This is a genomic window from Aeribacillus sp. SP014 (assembly GCF_054055575.1).
In genome coordinates this window covers 1,222,443-1,244,886 of the sequence record NZ_JBSRXI010000001.1, presented here as the reverse complement: position 1 = coordinate 1,244,886, position 22,444 = coordinate 1,222,443, and the positions used below count along the sequence as shown (strand labels likewise).

The window sequence follows — 22,444 nt, the reverse complement described above, 5'->3', positions numbered from 1 at the left end:
TGTTTTTTATCTGTTTTTAATTTTATTTAAAAATTTAATTGGGTATTGTTTTCGGAAATGCTCTTTTACCATATATGAAACGCCTTGTTCATCATTCGACCTCGTGATCCAGTCTGCTGCCCGTTTTACTTCAAACGGAGCATTCCCCATCGCAACCCCCAAACCTGCCTGCTGGATCATATCCAAGTCGTCAAGGCCGTCGCCGATTGCGACCATTTCATCCAGCTTAATGCCTAAATGATTGCCAAGTACCTGCAAGCCATTCAGTTTAGATATTCCCTTTGGAACAATTTCAATTTTTCCGTCATGAACCTTGATCACATCTACATCATAAAAAGAATCAAGTATCGTTTTTTCCGCCTCTTTCAATTCCTCCTTCGTATCAAAATATACATCAATTTTTGGGGTAGCTACTGGCTCATCAATTAACGCATCAGCAAGAGATTCTACAAATTGTATTGGATAAAAAAGCGGATCTGACGAATTTAATAGCATTTTGCTTACAAGATTTGAAGAGATTTTTTTCCGGTTGCCGATCGAAAAACGCTCATGAATGATTCGAATATTACAATTAAAATATTCGAGCACTTGCACAATATTAAATGTTTTTTCTTCTGAAATTCGCTTCACATAAAGAGGTTCATCTAAACGGTTTCCGATGAACGCTCCCCCATGAGTAATTAAGTGGCTGTCTATTTTGAGCGCCTTTGCAACTTTTTTTGCCGATTGAAAATGGCGGTTCGTCACCAAAGTAATATATACATCCTTTTTTTGAACAAATTCTATCGCATCCTTCGTAGAATGCTGAAGGCGTCCATTTGAACGGAGGAGCGTTCCGTCGATATTTAAGGCAAGCAAGCGGTAGAGCATGTGTTGTCCCCCTTCTCTTGTTGTTAAATTCTATTATGAAAATATGTCCTTGTGAGACAAATTAGAACTTTTGTGTACTAAAGGAAGGGGAAACATTATGACACCGATTCGTATTGAACAGAAAACATTTCATTTAGCACTAGGGCAACAGCGCCAATGACCGTCGCTTGATCTCCCAGCTTTGACAACACAATTTCTGTTTTTTTCGCTTGCTCTGTCAAAGCTCTTTGTTCAACCACTTCTTGAATCGGAGTTAAAATAAAATTCTTTGCCTTTGCCAATCCGCCCCCAATAATAATCCGCTCTGGATTGAATAAATGGATAATGTTCATGATGGCAATTCCTAAATACCTGCCAGTCTCCTCTAATATGTCTTTAGCAAGCAGGTCTCCTTCTAATGCAGCCTCATAAATCAGTTGTCCGTTCACATTTTCTATCATTCCGTTTGTCCGTTCTATTAATTTCGTTTTATACCCAAGCGATATTTTGTTTAATGTACGCTGTTTTATCCCTTCAGACCCAACAAGCGCCTCTAAACATCCGTCATTCCCACACGAACATTTCAAACCGCTGCTTTCTATAAACATATGGCCGATTTCACCCGCTAGTCCGTTCGTTCCATGAAACAGCTTCTTATTTAAAATAAAACCTGCCCCAACCCCATGACTGATCTTAATGCATACAAGATTGCTAATCCCCACCCCGCTGCCAAACCAGTTTTCGCCTATTGCCATGGCACGAACATCATTTTCAATTTTGACAGGAAGACGAAATTCTTTTTCAAGCTCTTTTTTTAACGGTACATTTCGATGCTGCAATTGGGGAGCAAAACCGCTTGAACATTCATCTGCGTCAATCCTGCCATAAATACCGATGCCAATTCCTACAAATTTTTTTAATTCTATACAAGCTTCATCCATCATAATGTAAAGCTGTTTGGCAATCATTTGGAATAAACGTGAACTCGTCATCTCTTCTTTCATCGTGATTGTTTTATATAAAAGTGTTTGAGCGTTTAAATCCGTGATGGCAAATCGGATTTCCCTCGGGCTGATATCAATACCGAAAACATAAAAATTTGATGAGTTGATTTTCAGCAAAATGGGTTTTCTTCCCCCGCTGGAAGATCCGATCTGCCACTCTTTTACCAATCCTTCTTCCAACAATTCATTTACAATATTTGTGACTGTCGGAGGTGTTAATTTTGTTTCTTTCGCAATGTCAGATCTTGAAATCGATCCGTGTGTCCGAATTGTATTAAGAATTAAAGATTTATTCAATGATTTCATTAATTGGAAACTGCCGACAATTTTTTCATCTTTCATGACAACCACCCCGAAATATACAGAGGCTCGTGATGTAAACCCTTACATTTTAGTATCTCAATGAATCAAGGTTTTCGCAAGTAATATTTTATTAGAAATTCCTACAGCTCGACGCTGAAAGAGGAAATGAATAGAGTGGGGGTGTCTAATAAGTCGTTTTTACGGCTTATGGACGCCCCCATGAATGTTTTAGAAAAGTTGATATATCGGTGTTTATAATTTTTTGTTTTCAATGGGGATTTGACTTTCTGGACAGTCCCTTTTCATAATTTATTTTTCTAAATAATGGATTTCAGAAATTTTAACAGCTGTTTTTCCTCCAGGTATGTCTAAATCAATCGAATTTCCTCTCATTTCAAGCAGCAGCTGATTACCGATGGGAGATAAAAATGAAATTTTCCCTTGATCAGGATCAGCTTCTTCAGGAAAACAGATTGTATATGTTTCTTCATCCTCTTCTTCCAAATATACAATTTTCACTGTCGCCCCAATAAAAACTTTTTTGAAAATATCTTCATCTTCTTGATTAAAAAGCTGTTCCAATTCCCTTACATATTGCAAAAACTTTTTTTGGTTATTCATATAAAATCGGCCGATTGGAGAAGTTCTGTCATTTTGTTGTTTCTGAAAAAGCGTTAATTGTTCTCGCAATGCCGTTTTTAAGCTGGATAGCGTACTATGGCTCATAAAATATGCCACCTCCTTTTTCTTTAATAAAAAAATGGAAAATGAGTCTTTGATTCATGATCTGTTCCCTCCAATTTTGAAAATGAAAAAAGAGATGCACAAAAAGTACATCTCACTCTAGACTACCAAATATTTTATTTTTTTCAATAAAATCCTTGATTTGATATTCATTTCTTTTACTATTCACTTTTTTTATAAAGCTCATCAAGCGGCTCCAAAATAATGCTGGTTATCCTCTGTAAAAGCATATTCATGCTTTCCTCTGCTTTCAACAATGCAGCAATCTTGCCGTTTTGCTGTACTAATTGAACGCATTTTTCTGCATGAATAATTTCTTCTTCTGTAATTTCTTTTCCGGTTACTTGTTTTTCATGCAGGTTTAATTGAGTGCTGCGAAAGTTGCGGAAAATGTTTTTCGCTGATTCATCGTGTTGGACATCATCATACAATTTTTTTAATTGAATATATTCCTTGCTTTGTTCTAATGCTTTTTTCAAATCGTACGCGGAATTATATAAAATATTAGACACTCCTAATCCCTCCTCGCTCCGCGAGCCCTTTTAGCTAATATAAAGGATGACAAGGCCGCCTGTCAAAAAAGTTTTAAAATTCCCTTACACCCTAAGGAATTTTTTAGAAGTTCGGGAAGCTACGGTTTCATTTCATGAAGAGGAGAGTTATTAATTGTGCCGATTCTCCTTAGCTTTACGTCAACATCCACATGAACCGGTATGTCTTTAAAATGAGAGTGCCAATCTTTTTTAACTTTATGCCAAATCGACGGATGGCTGCGATGAAGGGCTTCTCCAAATCCAAAAATATCTACTTCACATTTTTTCTGGGAAGCTTGAATAGCTGTCAGAATATCTTTTTTAACCTTTTCCTCAGCTTTTTTCTGCAAAAGGTTTATCGTTTCTATTTTCTCCAAATCCATTCGTTCGCATTGAACCTCGGCTACCGACCCATCTATATGCAGCTGAATGGTGCCTTTAAACTGATGACCGTCAACTTTTGTTTGAATCTTGCTGTTTGTTCGGATCGTTTCAATTGCCACCTTCTTCTCTTTGCATGGCACATTAATGACTGCTCTTTGCACTTTTCCTAATGCATAATGGAGACCATTGCTTTCCTTCTCCGTTAACCAGTCAACTAACTTATCTTTCCTCATGATAGCTACACTGCCAAATTTGAGATACACATCAGCTTTTGTTTTTTCAACATTTTCTATTTTTTCTCCAGCTTCAGGATTGCCTATTATTTCTACACCTATCACATGAGGTTCAATGCCTTTATAAACTAATTCGTTGACAAATTGATTGATTTCTATTGTTTCGATAGGCCCCCATGATTTTTCAGATAACTTTAATGAAGAACTTAAACTATGTGCAGGAATTGTCTCCAGCTGGCTAAGTACTTTTAAAATGTTTTCAGCTCTAGTGTTTTTAGCAATAGAGAGATAAAAATCTGTCCGAAATTCTTTCCCCCTTACTACATAATCAATAATTTCCCCCATTCCTTCTTTTGCTAAATCCTCTCCAATAATCAACATGCGGAGATGACTTGAATAAACGGCTCTTGGCGAGAAAGTTGTCACTTTTCTCATCGCCTCGGACAATGTACGCGCTTTCGACTGTAATGTTCTAACAGGAGCTTTTGTTATTCCCCCTTGTTTTACAGTTGCTACCTGTCCCGGGTTGATCACTTGTATCGTTACAAGTAATTCATCATCTACTTTGTCTATTCCTAATGCTGAAACGATTGCGATGTCATTTAACTCCCTCCGATCCCAGCAGCCTGCCAGCAACATGATGGACGCCAATATGAATAAAAGACTTGTCAACCGCTTATTCATCTATTTCCCCTCACATGATGCTGACGTTTTTTCATTAGAGCTGTACCCAACAGGATGAGAGGAAAAAGAAACCCGATCGTTAAAGAGTACAAAGGCCAAATATTATGTACAAACTCAAAAAAGTGAACGATGTTCGGATGGAAGGCGATCGCATACACAATCAGCATCATAGAAATAGGAAGAGTAATCGAACGATAATCTTTTATTTTAAATAGTTGAGAGAGGCCTAAAACAAAAGCATAAAAACTGATGGTTAACTTATAAAAAATAGATAAAAACCAAATTCCCGCCATAATAACCTCTACGCGCTGAAAAAATTTTCCAATTTCAATTTTTCTTGCCAGGGCGTAGCTCGGATATATTTGTCTGGCTGTATTTTCGACACCTAAAACAAGAATAGAAAACATGACAACAAATGTAAGCAGGATTCCTCCAATTATAACGCCTACTAAAAATCCTTTTTCTGCTCCTTTTTGATGATTGACAAAGGGAGCAATCATTAAAAAAACGATTAATTCTAAATACGACAGACTAAAAAAATGATAAAACCCAAATAAAATCGGTTTCATTCCTTCACCCAATATCGGTTGCAGGTTACCTATTTTGATTTGAGGCAAAATCGAGATGAAATAGATTGTTAAAAGGATGAATAGCCATAATGAAATGATTTCTGAAGAACGTCCAATCACTTCTAATCCTAAAAGGGTTGCCATAACAACGACTCCCATAAAAACAATATGGATAGCATCGATCGGTGTATCAGGCATCATATGAGTAGTTGTAAAGTCGCCGATTTCCCTGAGCAATGCACCGGATAAAATAAAAGCATACATGAGAAATAATGCAACCGCGAATTTTCCAATCCATTTTCCGAGCAAAAGCTCGCATATTTCTACAAGAGTCATATTTGGAAAAATTGAATATATTTTAATGTACATAAGCACTAAAAGAATGGAGATGATGACCGTAAAAATGGTTGCTATCCAAGCATCCTGTTTCGCATCATTCACTAATGCAGTAGGAGCAACGAGAATTGAACTTCCAATCGTAAATAATAAAACTAACATTTTATATTGATTTGCTGTTATTTTCCCGTTGTCTAACATACCTTCACCAACCTCTTATTGAAATATTTTGTTCACTGCTTCGCTTAGCGGCTGGTAGATCCATGTGAGCAATTCAATCGGATTTGGAATAGGAAAATTAGTGCATCTGGCAATACTTAATCCTGTTCCTAAAAAAAGAAAAATGATAAACACAATAAAATCCTTCCAGAGCTTATGTTTTAATAGCAGCAGAGCTTCGATTATAAAAATACATGCAGAAACGAAAAGAATGCCGATTATGTTCCACATTCATTTAATACCCCTTTAGGTAATCTATTTCTTCTTTCGTTGATTTTCGTTTTGAAAAAGTGATTTCTCTCTTTTCGTATTTTGCTGTGAACTAAAAAGTCGTGGTCGAAAAATAAGCAGACGGCGGGGCAGACGAATTAAAACGTCCTTTTGATCTGCCAGCGTAAACGGAGCGATTGGACTTAAATAAGGGACGCCAAATGAACGAAGACTGCTCAAATGAAGAACAAGCGCCACCAATCCAAGGATAATTCCGAACAAACCGAAAGATGCGGCAAGCCCCATAAAAACAAATCGTAACATCCGCACGGTGATCGCTAGGTCATACGAGCTGACCAAAAAACTTGAGATAGCTGTAAATGCTACAACAATTACCATTGCGGCGGAAACAATTCCCGCGTCTACTGCTGCCGTCCCGACAACTAATGTTCCAACAATTGAAACGGCTTGTCCGATAGCTCTTGGCATTCGAAGTCCTGCTTCCCTTAAAATTTCAAACATAATTTCCATTAGAAATGCTTCAATAAATGCGGGAAACGGAACGCCTTCCCTTTGGGCGGCAAGACTGATCAAAAGCTGTGTCGGCAGCATTTCCTGATGAAAAGTTGTAATAGCAACATAAAGAGACGGTGCAAGGAGCGCAGTGAAAAAACCGAAAAAACGGAGCAAACGAATTAATGAACTTATATCTGCGCGTTGATAATAATCTTCAGGGGATTGCAGAAATTGCACAAAAATTGACGGTACAGTTAAAACGAAAGGAGTGCCGTCCACTAAAATGGCTACGCGGCCTTCGAGAAGATGTCCTGCCACGATATCAGGACGTTCCGTATTATAAATAGTTGGAAATGGCGTGTATGAGTCATCTTGAATCAGCTCTTCGATATAACCGCTCTCTAATATTCCATCAATATCAATTTGTTCAATTCTGCTTCTGACCTCCTGCACCACTTCTTCTCTCACAATCCCTTTAATATACATAATGCTGACTTCCGTTTTTGTTACTTTTCCGACTTTTTTTGATTCAATCCATAAACGGTGGTCTTTTATCTTTCTGCGAATAAGGGAAGTATTGACACGCAAATTTTCCGTAAATCCTTCCCGAGGACCGCGAATAGTTGTTTCAGTTGTTGTCTCTTGGACTCCCCTCTCCTTTCCGCCTTTCATTTCAACGGCAAAGCCTTGTTCGTATCCATCGAATAATAAAACAACTTTTCCAGACAGAACAGCATTCGTGATAACGTTGAAATCATGCACATCTTCAATCGAACCGACGGTCAAGACCATTTCTTTTATATAATTGAGCAGCGTCAAACCTGCCAGATCTTTCAGATCCACTTCATTTCTTCTCAATTCAAACATTAACGATTCCATAACAAAATTATGATTCGCTTCACTGTTAATCAAACCGTCCGTATAAATAATCCCGACGCGGATTTCCCCTTGTCTTCCTATTCTTATTTCCCTTGTAACAATGTCGCTGCTGTTGCCAAATGCTTCTCTAATTTTTTTTAAGTTTTCATGCAAGCTGCGTTTGATCGTTTCTTTGCTTTGCGGTTGCTCGCTGCTATCTTGCTTTTCCTTGTCTGCTAATAGCTGTTCAAATGACTTTTTATCGATCGATTTCTTAAAAAATTTTAAAAAGCTCATGCCGAATCCCCCTAACGTTTTTGAACCTTTTACTTGTAAAGTGCCCAATTGTTCTTTTAATATGTAAAAAATCCCATGAAGCAGGCGGTTTGCCTGTTTTCATGGGATTAAATAAACAGAATGATAATCGATTGTACGAACCCGATTATACCACCAAGGAGAGCGCCTAAGTAGGTAATCATTTTAAATTCCCTTTTGGAAATAGTCAGTACAACTTCTTCGAGACGTTCAACCGAGAAGGATTCTACCTGTGCCGTCACAATTTCATCGATATCGAAGGCTTTCATAATCTGTTCCACACTGTTTTGCAAATAAAGAACAGAGCTGGAAATGACGGCTGGCAGCATTTTTTCCATAATTGCTTGTTTATACGGCTGGATAAGCTCTGAAATTGGTTTATCCAATGTTTCGTAGATACGTATTTTTTCCGAAATAAGTTTTGCAATGGACAAGCTTGTCTTTTCTTTGTCCATCCTGCTTGTAAACTCAGAAACCGGCATATCAAGCAATCGGCTCCATTCTTTAAAAAGAATGGAAGAAATCAGATCAATCGTCCCTTGATGACGAAAAAACTTTGCTGCTTCTAATTGAATTTTATCTGCGATATTCAAGTTTCCTAAAAACATTTGAATCATGCCGCCAAACGTTCCTTTTTGTTGAAGAAAGTCATCGATCATTCTTTGCAGCGCTTGTTTCCCTTCATCACTTTCAACATATTGAACGCCTTTCATTGCAATCCATTCTGCAAGACTAGGAATTTGCAATTCGATGTTCTTCTTCCATTCTTGCGGCAAAAACTGACTGACTTTTTGATCTGTATTGAAAAAATGAAGTATGCTTTTTTCAATCGCTCGTTCAAGTCGGGTGGCAATCATTTCCTTGCTGTTGGATACTCCATACTCTTCCAGTAATTCCGTTAAAGTTTTTTGTTTGGCAAGCCAAGCATCTATCGATTGAAGCAGGAATGATTGTATTTTCTGCTGGAAGGAGACCTCCTCCATTTTCTTTTTGATTCCTTCTGGTGTAACTAAATGCTCGATCACCATTTTTCCTAGCTGCCTAGCCAGCTCATCCCGGCGTTTCGGAATAAGGCCTGGCGTAAAGGGAAGCTTTTTTCCAAACAAATAGATTGGTCTATATGGGCGAAAAAGCATTTTAATGGCAATGTAATTCGTAACACCGCCAATAAATGCACTAATTACGACCATCATAGCTGATGTTAATATAAATTCCATTTGCATCTTCCTCACTGTTTATTCACAAGATCAACTGCCAGACATACGATATCATAGCATGATTTACCTAAGTTAATATTATAAATCGGTTAACATTTGTAAGCAAACGGGGTAATTCAAATGGCAGAAACAAAAATTTTAATGATTCCACTCGAAGAAAAAAACGGTTTCTATATGGAAATAAGCGATTCTTTGCAAAAAGCTTTGACCCTTCCACTGATCCAAACGTTTTCCTTACATTGCGGCCAAGAAACAGTTAAAACAAAAGCCTCCTTCATCCGAAACGAAAAAATCGTTCTTTATGCCAGTGAAGAGATTTACAACGCTCTTCATCTTCCTATAAAATCTTTAACGCTTCGTCTTCAGTATGATAAATTCACCAACACCTTCAAACTTGGACCGGTCATTTGTGTATTGATTGATTCTATTCAGGACGATGAAAAAATCCAGTTTGGAAATATTGATGATTTTTGTAAAGAGATGGCGAATTACTGTGCGGAAATTGGCGCATTTTTTTGTATTTCAACATTAACTGATCTGCAGCAAAATCAGAAGAAAGGGTTTCATTTATCTCATCAAAATTGGAAAAAGGAAACCATTCCTTGTCCTGACGTGATTTATAATCGGATTCGATCAAGAAAATTAGAGTATTCTCAAAAATATTTGAAATTTTTGCAATTTACAGCTGCAAACGATATACCGGTGTTTAACCACCGCTACTTAAACAAATGGGAAATTCATAAAATTTTTGCGTCCAACCAGCATCTTCTTCCCTACCTTCCAAAAACGATGCTTTTAACAAAAAAATCAGATTTGCAAGTGTTTGTAAATGATTTTCAAGACGTATTTATTAAACCGATTAACGGCAGTCAAGGGAGAAGAATTATTCGCTTGAAAAATAAAAACGATCTTTTCGAAATATACTTTACCCATCCCGGTAAAAGCGAGCAGCCAATTATTTTTCATTCCTTTCAGGAAATGTATAAACATCTCTTTCCATATCTCAAAAGAGAACCGCATATTATTCAGCAGACAATCGACACAATCAAATTGGATAATCGACCGCTTGATTTCAGGTTTCTATGCCATAAAATCAATCATCAGGGCTGGAAAATAACCTCTTCTGTCGCCCGCCTTTCCGCTAAAGATCAATTTGTTAGCAATTTAGCTAAAGGCGGTGAGCTGTATAAAATAAAAAAAATCTTATCTGACATTTTTGACAAAAGCACTTGTTTACATCTTTGCAGCATTCTTTCAGAAATAGCACTGGAAGCCGCCAAAACAGTTGAAATGAACGTGGAGGGAGAATACGGGGAATTTGGAATTGATATGGCTGTAAGTGAGGATCAGAAACCATGGATTTTAGAAGTCAATACAAAGCCATCCAAAAATATTGAATACTCTCTCAATCCTTCCATTCGTCCGTCTGCCAAAGCAATCATCCGTTATTGTTTCTTGATAAGCGGTTATGATGTTTCATAACGATTCATATAATAATTGGGTAAATATAGATAAACGGAGGCAGGCGGATATTTGTGGCAGAACCTCTTTTGTCTTTCGGATTTTTAGTCAATAAATATTTTCATGAAGCAGCCTATTTTAAAAATATTTCAAAAGCGGCAAAAAAATTGAATATGAAATGTATTATGTTTCGCCCGTTGGACGTACAATTCGCAAATGGTACGTTAACGGGATTTACATTCAATTTAACATCTAATAAATGGGGGCGAAGTACTTTTCAACTTCCACATTATATTTATGACCGCTGTTTTTATGGCAAAGATGCTGCTTCCATTCAAAACAAAAAAGCCGTTCAAAAATTAAAAATACAACAAAATGTTTCTTTTCTAGGCTACGGATTCCCAGATAAATGGAAACAATATAAAACATTAAAAACTGATCCATTCATTTATCAATATCTTCCTGAAACAGAATATTTCCAACATCCCGATCAAGTTTATACATTTTTGCAATCATATGAGGAATGTATCTTAAAACCAATTCACGGCAGTTCAGGAAAAGGAGTGCTTGTAATTAAAAAAGAAAAGGAAACGCTATTTCTATACTTTTTCATTGGAGCGAATCAAAGGATCGTCCGTTTGAAACATTTCAATCAATTAAAACCATTTCTTGCGAAGAGACAAGTTGACTCATACATTCTTCAACGATTGCTCCCTTTAAAGGACAAACAGCAGCGTCCATTTGACTTACGCATTTTATTTCAAAAAAACGAGTTCGGTCAATGGATTATGCAAGGAAAAGGAATTCGAATCGGTCAAAAACATACGTATGTATCCAACTTGTCAAAAGGCGGTTCTGTCGTTTCCCTTGAACAATGGGAAAAAGATATTCCAAGGCAGCGATTGAACCATATTTATAACCAAATCGAACAGCTTGCTCACCATCTTCCGCAAAAAATTGAAAAAAATTTTGCTCCTTTATTTGAGCTTGGAGTGGACATCGGCATTGATTTGCAAAATGAAACGATATGGATTTTAGATATTAATTCTAAACCAGGGAGAAATGTCGTTTTAAAAACAGATCCTGCGAGAAAAACAGTTCTGTACGAAGCTCCTGTCCGCTATGCCCGCTACTTGCAACACTCACTACAAACCGGGGTGGAAATAAATGATTTATCAAATTAAACAGGCAGACCACCTAAACCAAACCGTTTTGCTTCCTAGCTCTTTTTCCCATGTAACGATCGAATCGATCTCTTTCGGCAAACGGAAAATAGCGTGCCGTTCTATTCTCCATCACGAAGACATCCAAAGCATTTATATTTCAAAAGATATTGCCGAATCTCTGCTTTTACCTAAAAATATTAGGATCAAAGCTTTAGTCCATAGTGAAACGCTATTTTTAGGCCCCGTTGTCGGCATTTTCACAGCAGGTTTTTATAAATCCCTTTTGCGCCCATTAGGCGACAGATCGATATTTTTTTCAAAATTAGTGGTCAACGGCTGTTCAACAGGCGCTTTTTGTTTTGTATTTGGGATACATCAAATTCATTGGGATTTAGAGATGATTGAAGGCTATACATTCAATGAATCCGGATGGGTAAAAATAACCGTTCCATTTCCAAATGTCATCTATGATCGTCTTCCAAATCGGAAGGTAGAAAACTCAGACTACTTTCAGTCTGCGAAAAAAAACTTAATTATGCGCTCAATTCCGCTTTTCAACTCAGGCTTTTTCAACAAATGGGATGTCCATCATATTTTATCCAAAGATGAAACAGTAAGGCATTACTTGCCGGAGACATATCATGCTCCGTCCATAAAAACAATTGAACAGCTGATTAACCGCTTTCAAACGATTTATTTAAAACCTGAAAACGGAAGCCTTGGCCTAGGAATATTTAAGCTGGTGAAAAATCTGAAAAATGGATCAATTCTTTGCTGCTATTATGATGAGAACGGAAAAGGCCAGTTGAAGCTGTTCTCTTCTATTGAAGGCTTTTTGCAGCATTTTTTTACACAGCGATCATTAGATCAATATATTGCTCAACAAGGCATTTCTCTTCTTAAATCGAGTGGAAATCCTGTCGATTTCCGCGTGCACACAAACAAGAACGAAAACGGAATCTGGCTTGTCAGTGCAATCGCTGCGAAATTGGCGGGAAAGGGAAATCCTACAACACACGTAAAAAACGGAGGAACAATAAAATCTTTGCATGAATTATCATTGCCGCTGAATAAAGAGGACATTTACCGTTCACTTTCCACCGCGGCCCTTTCTATTAGCAAGGCAATTGATCGCAAAATGGACGGTGAAATCGGAGAAATCGGTTTTGATTTCGGCATCGACAATAACGGGAACATATGGCTATTTGAAGCGAACTCGAAGCCTGGCCGCTCCATTTTTATGCATAAAGATTTGCAGCAAGAAGACCGGCAAACATTGCGCTTTCCGTTCCAATATGCCGAATATTTAATGAAAAAAACAATTTCAACTGAGGAGATCTATGATGCCCCATGAAATGCTCGTCGGAATTTTAGCTGGTGATAACGATCGAAGCGGTTCTTTTTATGGAAACATTTCGTTATTTAAAGCTATACAAAGACATTTGGCTGAGCAGCACAGTTCAAGCTTTGTTTTTACACCTTCTGGCATGAAAGAAAAATCGATCGTCGGCTATATATATGAACCGAACGAAAATCGCTGGTTGAAAAAAAAGTTTCTATATCCAGATGTTGTCTATAATCGCTATCCGTTTCGCGATACAGTTCAAAAAACAGATTTCGTTTTCCGCTCTTTAAACAAAAAAAACATCCCATATTTCAACAGACATTTTTTTAATAAATGGGATGTCATTACTTGTTTGCAAAAAAATAAGCACCTTCTTCCTGTCATACCTGAATCGCAATTAGTAACATCGAAACAAGATTTTTATACATTTTTTGAAAAATACCCCTCCGTTTATTTAAAGCCTGTTGGACAAAGCCAAGGGAAAGGAATCATTAAAATAACAGCCGAATCCAAACATAACTACATTATCAAAACGGTAAATTCTATAAAAAATGAATCTTCATTGGAAAATATTTGGAAAGAAATAAAACATTTCATTTTAAACGAGCCGTATATGATGCAGCAGGAGATCGTCTCCGATCAGATTAACAATCAGAAATACGACTTGCGCATTCTCGTTCATTACAGTCAAAACCAATATGTTATTTCGGGAATTGGCGTGCGCGCATCTAAAAACATTACAACACATGTAGTACATGGAGGCACTATCCTTCCCTTCTCCTTTGTCAAAAACCGTGTCGATACAAAAAAACTGGAAACTATTTGCCATGAAATTGGCAGCACACTCTCTCAATGTTTTCAATTCATTGGGGAATTTTCTATTGATGCTGGAATTGATACAAAAGGAAATATTTTTATTTATGAGGTTAATTCGAAACCGATGGTGTTCGATGAAAAAGACATATTCCAAAACGGAATTGTCCAGCTAAGCAAATTGTTCCATCATTTAGCAAAAAATCAAATCGATTCCAAAAAAACTTGATAAAAACGGATGCACAAGCCACAAATTTTTGTAATCATCCATGATATCATACATTCTTTTTATAATTTTACCTTTTCCTGAGCAACCTAATGAATAATTCCAGTGAATAAGGAGGGTAATACGGTTATGGATAAGGATAAGGAAGTAAAAGATTCGCTATATGAAGGTCGTGATCAATCGTTTATGGACATTGACAGAATGATTAATGAAGGTCTTTCAGGAGGATCTGTTCACTACCGTTACAATGCGACCAATATTGAAGAAGCAAGGGACCTCGAGGAAGAAGAACCGCCTTTTGACATAGAGAAAAATAACGGAAAGTAAGCCTGATGTTTGAAAAACACATCAGGCTTTTTAAATTTTAGCTGTAAAAGAATTCAGAGCTTAAAGCTTAAAAGCCCCTTTCGTTATGTTTCCTGAATGATTGCATGCTCTCCTTCATGGCATTGGCTGCAATATAAAAGATGTATGCATTGATGATTTTTTAGTGAATCTCTTTTTCCATCTAAAAGCTTCATCAAGTCCATTTCCATATAAGCACTGTAGTCATCTAAATAGTCAGTAATTTTCCCTGCATCTAATAAAATGCCTCCGCATTTGGAACAATACTTATGAAGTTGCTGAAATCCATTGCATAACGGACAGGCTCGCATGTGAAAACTCCTTTATTTGTTATTGATTTATGTATAATGTTCCCTTTCTAGTCTGATTTACAGAGTAACGACACAAAACAGAAATTACCATTTCTCATTTCGAATAGATTTTTACATCCTACTCATACTACTTAATGAACAGCATACATCCCGGTGGGTTAAGCCGAGTTTGGCAGTGAATCTTTTGATTCACGCTGGTGCAACTCCAGCTAACCCAGCCAAAAAAAAATTCACAAGGAGTTGAAAATTATGGCTCAACAAAACCGCAGCAACAACTCTAACCAACTTTTAGTTCCTGGTGCACAACAAGCGCTTGAACAAATGAAATACGAAATCGCAACAGAATTCGGTGTAAATCTCGGACCAGACACAACTTCCCGTGCCAATGGATCTGTTGGTGGAGAAATCACAAAGCGTTTAGTTGCACTTGCTCAACAACAAATTGGCGGTTTCCAACAACAATAACTAAAAAATTTATATTCATGGCTATGGAGGCACTACCCGTGTCTCCTTTTATTTGAGAATAAGGAGGTTTTTCAAATGACAGTTGGTACAAAATTGATGGAAACTATTTCAAGCTGTGAAAGTGCAGTTGCGAACTTACATAGCTTCGCACTGGAAACAGAAGATCAACAAGCTAAGCAGTTATACCAAAACCTTGCAAAACAACAACAGGAAGTGCTTGACCATTTAAAAGCGAGGCTAAATTACATTCAAAACGAAGAGCCGCAATTTAAACAGCTATAAATCAGGAGGGGACCATTCACTCTCCTGATATTTCCCATTTTGTTCTTGAACCCTTCCAATTCAGCTTCCTCTTTCTATTTCTGTTAATTCTATTCCTTCCAAGCTTGATTCCATTAAAGGAAAATCGCCCTCTCTTCAACTTTCAAATCCACTCACGAAGTGTCGTGTTTCCCTGATTTCGTTCGAGCAGCTGTTATAAGCTTTTAAAATCTGATCTTTCTAAAAACAATTACAGTAATAAAAGTCTATAAAAACCTTCGATATCCGTTAGATCATCACATTGAGCTAGACTGCCAAACAATCGAATTAATCTTCAAAAAAAACAAAAAATTATGGTATATGTTTCATGTTTTTGCTAAAGTATCTAAATATTGGGAGAAGGAATAAAAAACTGAAGATCATTTTGTTAAAGAAAGCGCCATCAAGGAAGTCTTGACTGCACGCGCAATTTGTCGATTATAAAAAAATTCTTGATTCATGCCGCCAGCTGCAACATCATCTACAGGCTATTTGCTCAGAATGTGCTTTTCGGCGAATATGAAGTCTTTCTATTGTTTTACACCATCCTAAAATCTTCGCCTTTATAAAACATTGTTCATTTTCGAATATAAAATTTAACGAATTTGAATAAATTTTAAAAATTAATTGAAAAAATTGTTGATCATCTATTTTTAATTGCCGATATATACAATGGACACTAATAATGAATTTTGAAGGGGAAATCAACCAATGTTTAAAAAAAGAAAACAAGTTCCATCAATTTTTGAAAAACAAGTAGATCTTCAACAAGTAAAACTTGAAGTGACTGATGAAAAATATCAAAGACAATTAGCGATGGTTGGCCTGACAAAGGATGATCTTATTTGTACTCTTATATTAAAAGATGCGATTGAAGAAAACATAAAGTTTATTATCGATGCATTTTATGATGCTCTCCATCAAGAACAATTTTTGATTGACATAATTAATAAATACAGCTCGATCGAAAAGCAGAAGGAAAGATTGAAAAAACATGTGCTGCTTATGTTTAGCGGATCCTTGACAGATGAAGATATAACAAGAATGAAGCGGATTGCTGTAGCCCACGTCCGCATTGGATTAGATACGATTTGGTACATGAGTTCATTCCAGCAATTACAGAAATCTATTTTTTCCGTTGTTGCGAAAGCGTGTCCATCGAAGGAAGATTATCATAAAGCGGTGGTCACCATTGCAAAAATGTTAAACTTTGAACAGCAAATTGTGCTGGAAGCATATAATGAGGAGTATTTAAAAAGACGGCAAAAAATCGAAAAGGAAAAACAGGAGCTTCATGAAAACATCGCCCAAACCTCCATTCGTCTCGCTGATCTTATTGAATCAGCCAATTCAGCTATACAAAAAATTAACGAACGATCCAAACAATTTGCCTTAATTGCAGTTGATCGTTTTGAAACAGCGGCATCAACCGAAGCAGAGGTCAGTTCAAGGAGAGAAGACTTGAATTTTCACTCCGGTTTAATGGTCAATATAAAAGAACGGACTGATGATATTGCTTTAAAAATAAAGTCGCTTGAACAAACTTCTGAAAAAATTAATCATGTCGTCTCGATTGTTACTTCTATTGCTGAACAAACTAACTTGCTGGCTTTAAATGCCGCAATTGAATCGGCGCGCGCAGGGGAATACGGGAAAGGATTCGCTGTTGTTGCTAGTGAAGTGAGAAAGCTGGCGGAAGAAACAAAAAATTCCGTGCTTGGCGTTTCCAATTTAATTGAGGAAATCAGAGCGAAAATTAACGATACCGCTTCATCTATTGTGGAAGTAACAGAGCTTACAAGCAATGGTTCGCAAAGAATGAAAGAGATGAACCAATTCTTCGACAATATTTTGTATGCCTTCGACAAAAATAAAGAACAAACTGAAAAGACGAAAAATGAACTCGAAAACTTTGCTGAAATCATTGATGATATAACAAATTTCATTGCGCAAATCAATGAGACTTCAGAACATTTAAAAAAGCTGGCCAATCATATATAAATTCTTGTTTCAGACGCTTGAGCCCCATCATTCCGAACTTAGGAGAGATGGGGTTTTTATTGGTACTGAACCATAAATAGATAGATGAAAAGGAGGGCGGCCGGGAGATGTTTGCTTCATAAATCACCATACCGCCTGTACCGTCGGCAAATCCGCTTGTTGCAAATGTTTTTCCTTCTTTTTCTGGATGAATCACAAAAAGCTGAACAAGTACTTTGGTTCTGTACAAATTTAATAGTACGAGGATCTATAAAAATTGTTTGCGCAGTTCTAACATCGTTATCGTTTTGCTTGGAGATTAAAAAAATAAGGATATATGCTCGTATATTGAACATATATCCTCATATTCTTCCAAATGTTATGTGGTGTTTTTCTATACCCCAAGATATTTATGTTGTATTTCATTATTTTTCATTAATTCATCTGGGCTGCCCTGCCATACAATAGTACCTTTGTTCATAATTAAAATTTCATCTGCTACTTTGCATGCGAGTGATATATTTTGCTCAACCATTAAGATCGAAAGTCCTTCCTGCTTCAGTTTTACAACTATATCGCCGACCTGATCGATAATGACAGGGGCTAATCCTTCCGATGGTTCATCCATTAATAAAAAGCTGGGATTTGTCATCAAAGCTCTTCCGATTGCAAGTATCTGCTGTTGTCCGCCTGATAGCTCAGTACCCATATTTTTTTCTCTTTCTTTTAAAACAGGAAATAATTCATATACCCTTTCCAAATCCCAATTATTATTTCGGTCTATTAAATTTTTACGGGCAGCCATTGTCAAGTTTTCACGAATGGTAAGAGAAGGGAAAATCCGCCTTCCTTGTGGAACGAATCCAATTCCAAGGCACGAAATTTGATGAGGCAACAGGTTATTCAGCTGCCGTTCCTTAAATTGAATTTTTCCCCTCCGCGGTTTAAGCAGCCCGGCAATCGTATGAATCGTTGTTGATTTACCTGCTCCATTTCTCCCAAGAAGAGCAACACATTTCTTGCTTGGAACTGAAAATGAAACGCCTTGAAGAATATGACTCGTTCCGTAGTAAGAATGGACATTTTGAAGCTCAAGCATGAGCTTTTGCACCTCCCCCAAAGTAAATTTTCCTTACTTCTTCATTGTTTCGAACTTCTTCGGGAGTGCCGCTTAATATCACTTCTCCGTGATGAAGAACAGTAATTCTGTCAGCAATGGAAAATACAACATCCATATCATGTTCAATAATTAGTATAGATACCGTCCGAGGAAGCTTTTGAATCATTTCAGCTGTCTGTGCAGTTTCTGCTGGAGACATTCCTGATGTCGGTTCATCCAAAAGCAAGATCTTCGGTTTAGACGCCATCGCTAGCAAAATCTCAAGAAGCCGCTGCTCTCCATAGGAAAGATTGTTCACCTTGACATTTCTGCGTGTAGAAATCTCCCATTGTGCAAGGATTTCATCTGTTTCTTTTTTGAGGTCGATATGCTTTGTCAACGCATGAAACATTTGGTAGCGATATCGTTTCGTTGCTGTTAAAGCAAGATGAAGATTTTCTTCGACTGTCAAATTTCCGAACAAGTTGTTTTTTTGAAACGTTCGCGACATTCCTAAATGAACCAATTTACTGGAAGGCATATTGCTTATTTCTTGCCCTTCCAAAAATATTTTTCCTGAGTCAATTGGCAGGACATTTGTAATACAATTAAAAAGAGTTGTTTTCCCCGCACCGTTAGGGCCGATGATAACATGGCGTTCTCCTGGCTGAACTTCCAATGACACGTTTTGAAGAACTTGTAATGTTTTGAATGATTTGTTTATATTTTCTACTTTTAATATACTCAATTGACTACCTCCTCTTTTTCAACATGCTGCGGAGCGTAATCATCGCTATTTTTTCGTTTTTTATAAAAAATCTTAGATTTCAATAAAGCAAACCAATGGATAATTCCACCTTTGCCAACCAGCACAAGAATCACTAACAGGGCTCCCATTATAATTGGCCACCGTTCTGTGTACGTGCTGATAAAGTTCTGTAAAAAAATGAATAGGCCAGCTCCGATTGCCGGACCAATCAGCGTACCAACTCCTCCAATTATTACCATCATCATAACTTGACCCGAAAACATCCAACTCGATACATCTGGGCTTACAAAAAGGTTGTAAAATCCGTATAAAGATCCTGCAAATCCTGCTAGGGCTCCGGAAAATGTATATGTTAAAAGCTTATAAATGCGTACATCGTACCCCAATGCACTCATTCGTGCTTCGTTTTCCATTATTCCTTTGACAATTTTACCGACTGGAGATTCAACAAAAAATCTAAGCAGTAAATAAACAATAATAAAAGCTGCTGCCATTACGGAATAAATCCCTATAGGACTGACAATTTCGCCAAAACCGAGATTCAAAGGAGCGGAAACTTTCATGCCGTCTGCTCCGCCAGTCCATTGCTTTAATTGCCAAGCCAGAGCAAACAGCAATTGTCCGAAAGCAAGAGTAATCATTAAAAAGTAAAATTTCGAAGTGCGTATAAATATCGCGCCAGTAACCAATGCAAGAAGACCAGATAAGCAGATAGAAAAAAATAGTAACAAGTAGGAATTTGGAATATGCGGTCCGAGAAGTGCCACGGTATAGGCTCCAATTCCGAAAAATCCTGCATGACCTAGTGAAACCATTCCTGCATACCCCATTATTAAACCAAGACTCATGGCAAAAATAGCCATAATGAAGATTTCGGAAACAAGATCTATCCCATACACACTTAAAACGAAGGGCAGAACGAAAGCAATAAGCAGAAATACAATGAAAATTAAAATATTCTTTTTCAACTATGCCACCTCCCTTCCAAATAGCCCTTGAGGACGGATAATTAATACTACAACCATGAGAAGAAATACGATTAGCATTGATAATGAAGGAAACCAAATCTTGCCGAAGGTCTCAATCAATCCGATGAGAATTGCACCAATGAAAGAGCCTTTCCACGAACCTAAGCCGCCGATCACTACAACAATTAATGATGTAACGAGAATGTCTGATTCCATACCTGTATACATCCCGATTAACGGTCCTCCTAATACTCCGCTCAACGCAGCTAGTCCTGCACCGAAAGCAAAAACTCCAGTAAATACGACCCCAACATTTATTCCAAGAGCTGAAACCATTGCCCTGTCATCCACACCTGCACGAATAATCGCGCCGATTCTAGTTTTGCTCTCAAAATACCAAAGAAGCAACGCTAGCAGACAGCCAATTAAAACAACAAACAACCGATAAAAAGGGAAAACCATCGGTCCAATGGAGATCGACGAATCGAGCAAAGCAGGGACAGCCATCGTTTGAGGCTCTGTACCCCAAATCCACTTTGCGGTATCCGCAATAACGAAGGCTAAACCAAATGTGAGCAGCACCTGCTCAAGCTCTTTCCCATAAATTTGCCGAATAAATAATTTTTCAATAATAATCCCGATCACTGCCGTAACAGCAACTGATAGCAATAAAGCAATCCAAAAACTGAATTGTTGATTCATAAAGGTAAAGGCCATATAGGATCCAAGTAAAAATAATGTACCGTGCGCCAAGTTAACAATATTCATAACTCCTAAAATAATCGTCAACCCTGCTGCTATCATAAAATACAGCATCCCATACGCTAATCCCGTTAATAGCTGTACAGAAAATATAGACAATGACAAAACGATCCCCCACTTTCTCAATTTATGAAACGACAAATTGGGACTGGAGAACTTTGCCCCAGATCCCAATCCTGTTACATGGACTAATTTGCAGGAGCTTTTTCAGGCATCGTTACTTTTTCGACTGTCTCCAGTACTTCAGGGACAATTTGATTATCCTTTTTTGTGTTTTTTGCGATGTAGAAATTCTGTATTGGGTTGTTCGTTTTTGGATCAATCGTAATTGGTCCGCGTGGGCTGTCAAAGGAAATCCCTTTAAGGACTTTTATTAAATCCTCTGCATTTGTGCTTCCTGCTTCTTTAATCGCTATATCTATGACTTTTGCGGAGTCATAGCCTCCCACTGAAAAAGTGTTTGGCAGCTTTCCGTATTTTTCCTGATATGCCTCTACAAACTTTTTGTTTTCCTCATTTTCTAGCCAAGGCGAGTACAGTATGCCAGAAATGATTCCTTCTGCTGCTTCACCAGTAGGCTCGAGGATCAGTTGATCGCCAAATTCCATTGGACCTGACAGCGGAATTTTTCCCTTTAAGCCAAAATCATTGTATTGCTGAACAAACCGAATTCCATCGCTGCCTGCCATGAATGTAAAAACTAGTTCAGGCTTTACTTGGGCTACATCAGTAAGATACGTTGCGAAATCATTCGTTCCTAATTTAGGGTATATTTCTTTTACTACCTTACCGCCAGCAGCTTCAAAAGCTTCTTTAAAAGCGGAAACAACTTCCTTTCCTGCAGGGTAGTCGGGTGCAATCGCTACCGCTGTTTTTCCAACATTTTTTGCTAAATATTCTCCAGCACTGCTGCCATTTTGCCAGTTGGAAAATGACAGGCGGTAAATGTAATCGCTTTTTTTGCTCCAGGAAAGATCGTTTCCGGCAGCATTGGCATCAATTAATATAATTTTGTCTTTCTCCACCTCGTCTCTCAATGCGTAAGCGACTGCTGAAGAAATTGGTCCAACAAGTATATCTACTTTTTCATTCTTGACTAATTGGCGATATTTCCTTAAAGCAACTTGCGGGTTTGCTTCATCATCTTCAAATTTTATTTCCACCTTTTTTCCGCCCAACTTGTTATCATTTTCTTCAAGATAAAGGTTAAATCCATTTTTAATGCTTTCCGCAAGCGGAGCGAATGTTCCAGTTGAAGAAAGGATGACGCCAATTTTGATTGTATCTTTTTCACCGCTGGAATTAGACTTGCTATTGCTTACAGCCGATCCTGAACAACCTGATAAAATCAACATTATAGTAATAAAAAGAACACTCCAAAATTTACCTTTTCCCACCATTTTATACCCCCCTAAAAGCATTAGTTAAACGCTTTCATTTTTTGAATTGCAAGGTTATAA

Annotated in this window: 23 protein-coding genes; 8 read left to right on the top strand and 15 right to left on the bottom strand. The window is 37.5% G+C overall.

Annotated features, from left to right (window positions below; genetic code table 11):
- Positions 1-6: 6 nt before the first annotated feature.
- The 9 genes from ACVIJU_RS06205 to ACVIJU_RS06165 form a co-directional block, all read right to left on the bottom strand.
- Positions 7-870, bottom strand: a complete 864-nt coding sequence (locus ACVIJU_RS06205) for a Cof-type HAD-IIB family hydrolase (RefSeq protein WP_456687398.1) — start codon at positions 868-870, stop codon at positions 7-9.
- A gap of 95 nt (positions 871-965) precedes the next feature.
- Positions 966-2,195, bottom strand: a complete 1,230-nt coding sequence (locus ACVIJU_RS06200) for an ROK family transcriptional regulator (protein WP_456687397.1) — start codon at positions 2,193-2,195, stop codon at positions 966-968.
- Between the two features lie 270 nt (positions 2,196-2,465).
- Positions 2,466-2,882 carry a GreA/GreB family elongation factor gene (locus ACVIJU_RS06195; RefSeq protein ID WP_456687396.1) on the bottom strand — a complete coding sequence of 139 codons (417 nt, stop codon included), beginning with the start codon at positions 2,880-2,882 and terminating at the stop codon, positions 2,466-2,468.
- A 179-nt stretch (positions 2,883-3,061) separates the two neighbouring features.
- Entirely contained in the window at positions 3,062-3,412 is a 351-nt protein-coding gene (locus tag ACVIJU_RS06190) for a YlbF family regulator (protein WP_063387296.1), read from the bottom strand.
- Between the two features lie 119 nt (positions 3,413-3,531).
- Positions 3,532-4,734: a Ger(x)C family spore germination protein gene (locus tag ACVIJU_RS06185; RefSeq protein ID WP_063387295.1), complete on the bottom strand. Its 1,203-nt coding sequence runs from the start codon at positions 4,732-4,734 to the stop codon at positions 3,532-3,534.
- On the bottom strand, positions 4,731-5,840 hold the full coding sequence (locus tag ACVIJU_RS06180) for a GerAB/ArcD/ProY family transporter (RefSeq protein WP_456687395.1): 1,110 nt from the start codon (positions 5,838-5,840) through the stop codon (positions 4,731-4,733). The genes ACVIJU_RS06185 and ACVIJU_RS06180 overlap by 4 nt, the downstream gene beginning before the upstream one ends.
- Positions 5,841-5,855: 15 nt before the next feature.
- Positions 5,856-6,089 carry a hypothetical protein gene (locus ACVIJU_RS06175; protein WP_456687394.1) on the bottom strand — a complete coding sequence of 78 codons (234 nt, stop codon included), beginning with the start codon at positions 6,087-6,089 and terminating at the stop codon, positions 5,856-5,858.
- A gap of 24 nt (positions 6,090-6,113) precedes the next feature.
- On the bottom strand, positions 6,114-7,739 hold the full coding sequence (locus ACVIJU_RS06170; protein ID WP_456687393.1) for a spore germination protein: 1,626 nt from the start codon (positions 7,737-7,739) through the stop codon (positions 6,114-6,116).
- 107 nt (positions 7,740-7,846) lie between these two features.
- Positions 7,847-8,974, bottom strand: a complete 1,128-nt coding sequence (locus tag ACVIJU_RS06165) for a DUF445 domain-containing protein (protein ID WP_327863870.1) — start codon at positions 8,972-8,974, stop codon at positions 7,847-7,849.
- 120 nt (positions 8,975-9,094) lie between these two features.
- On the opposite strand from ACVIJU_RS06165, the gene ACVIJU_RS06160 reads away from it, so the two are divergent.
- From ACVIJU_RS06160 to ACVIJU_RS06140, 5 genes are all read left to right on the top strand, one after another.
- On the top strand, positions 9,095-10,456 hold the full coding sequence (locus ACVIJU_RS06160; RefSeq protein WP_456687392.1) for a YheC/YheD family endospore coat-associated protein: 1,362 nt from the start codon (positions 9,095-9,097) through the stop codon (positions 10,454-10,456).
- A 53-nt stretch (positions 10,457-10,509) separates the two neighbouring features.
- Entirely contained in the window at positions 10,510-11,619 is a 1,110-nt protein-coding gene (locus ACVIJU_RS06155) for a YheC/YheD family endospore coat-associated protein (protein ID WP_456687391.1), read from the top strand.
- Positions 11,603-12,955: a YheC/YheD family endospore coat-associated protein gene (locus ACVIJU_RS06150; protein WP_456687390.1), complete on the top strand. Its 1,353-nt coding sequence runs from the start codon at positions 11,603-11,605 to the stop codon at positions 12,953-12,955. Before ACVIJU_RS06155 ends, ACVIJU_RS06150 begins: the two co-directional genes overlap by 17 nt.
- The gene (locus ACVIJU_RS06145; RefSeq protein WP_456687389.1) at positions 12,945-13,988 is read left to right on the top strand and encodes a YheC/YheD family endospore coat-associated protein; all 1,044 of its coding nucleotides are present in this window, start codon (positions 12,945-12,947) and stop codon (positions 13,986-13,988) included. The genes ACVIJU_RS06150 and ACVIJU_RS06145 overlap by 11 nt, the downstream gene beginning before the upstream one ends.
- A 126-nt stretch (positions 13,989-14,114) precedes the next feature.
- On the top strand, positions 14,115-14,312 hold the full coding sequence (locus tag ACVIJU_RS06140) for a hypothetical protein (protein WP_063387287.1): 198 nt from the start codon (positions 14,115-14,117) through the stop codon (positions 14,310-14,312).
- A gap of 83 nt (positions 14,313-14,395) precedes the next feature.
- Here ACVIJU_RS06140 and ACVIJU_RS06135 read toward each other — a convergent pair whose 3' ends face one another.
- On the bottom strand, positions 14,396-14,641 hold the full coding sequence (locus tag ACVIJU_RS06135) for a hypothetical protein (RefSeq protein WP_063387286.1): 246 nt from the start codon (positions 14,639-14,641) through the stop codon (positions 14,396-14,398).
- Between the two features lie 249 nt (positions 14,642-14,890).
- Between ACVIJU_RS06135 and ACVIJU_RS06130 the strand changes: the two genes are divergently transcribed.
- The 3 genes from ACVIJU_RS06130 (at position 14,891) to ACVIJU_RS06120 (ending at position 17,407) form a co-directional block, all read left to right on the top strand.
- The gene (locus ACVIJU_RS06130; RefSeq protein ID WP_063387285.1) at positions 14,891-15,106 is read left to right on the top strand and encodes an alpha/beta-type small acid-soluble spore protein; all 216 of its coding nucleotides are present in this window, start codon (positions 14,891-14,893) and stop codon (positions 15,104-15,106) included.
- A gap of 75 nt (positions 15,107-15,181) precedes the next feature.
- On the top strand, positions 15,182-15,388 hold the full coding sequence (locus tag ACVIJU_RS06125) for a DUF1657 domain-containing protein (protein WP_063387284.1): 207 nt from the start codon (positions 15,182-15,184) through the stop codon (positions 15,386-15,388).
- A gap of 729 nt (positions 15,389-16,117) precedes the next feature.
- Positions 16,118-17,407, top strand: a complete 1,290-nt coding sequence (locus ACVIJU_RS06120) for a globin-coupled sensor protein (protein WP_063387275.1) — start codon at positions 16,118-16,120, stop codon at positions 17,405-17,407.
- A 373-nt stretch (positions 17,408-17,780) separates the two neighbouring features.
- On the opposite strand, the gene ACVIJU_RS06115 is transcribed toward ACVIJU_RS06120, so the two are convergent.
- The 5 genes from ACVIJU_RS06115 to ACVIJU_RS06095 all read right to left on the bottom strand — a co-directional run bounded on the left by ACVIJU_RS06115 (position 17,781) and on the right by ACVIJU_RS06095 (position 22,384).
- Positions 17,781-18,485, bottom strand: a complete 705-nt coding sequence (locus ACVIJU_RS06115) for an ABC transporter ATP-binding protein (protein WP_429646306.1) — start codon at positions 18,483-18,485, stop codon at positions 17,781-17,783.
- Positions 18,478-19,233: an ABC transporter ATP-binding protein gene (locus ACVIJU_RS06110; protein WP_063387278.1), complete on the bottom strand. Its 756-nt coding sequence runs from the start codon at positions 19,231-19,233 to the stop codon at positions 18,478-18,480. Before ACVIJU_RS06110 ends, ACVIJU_RS06115 begins: the two co-directional genes overlap by 8 nt.
- On the bottom strand, positions 19,230-20,222 hold the full coding sequence (locus ACVIJU_RS06105; RefSeq protein ID WP_094244607.1) for a branched-chain amino acid ABC transporter permease: 993 nt from the start codon (positions 20,220-20,222) through the stop codon (positions 19,230-19,232). The genes ACVIJU_RS06110 and ACVIJU_RS06105 overlap by 4 nt, the downstream gene beginning before the upstream one ends.
- Positions 20,223-21,083, bottom strand: coding sequence for a branched-chain amino acid ABC transporter permease (locus ACVIJU_RS06100; protein ID WP_094246385.1), 861 nt, complete (start codon positions 21,081-21,083; stop codon positions 20,223-20,225).
- A gap of 89 nt (positions 21,084-21,172) precedes the next feature.
- Positions 21,173-22,384, bottom strand: a complete 1,212-nt coding sequence (locus ACVIJU_RS06095) for an ABC transporter substrate-binding protein (protein WP_063387280.1) — start codon at positions 22,382-22,384, stop codon at positions 21,173-21,175.
- Positions 22,385-22,444 lie beyond the last annotated feature (60 nt).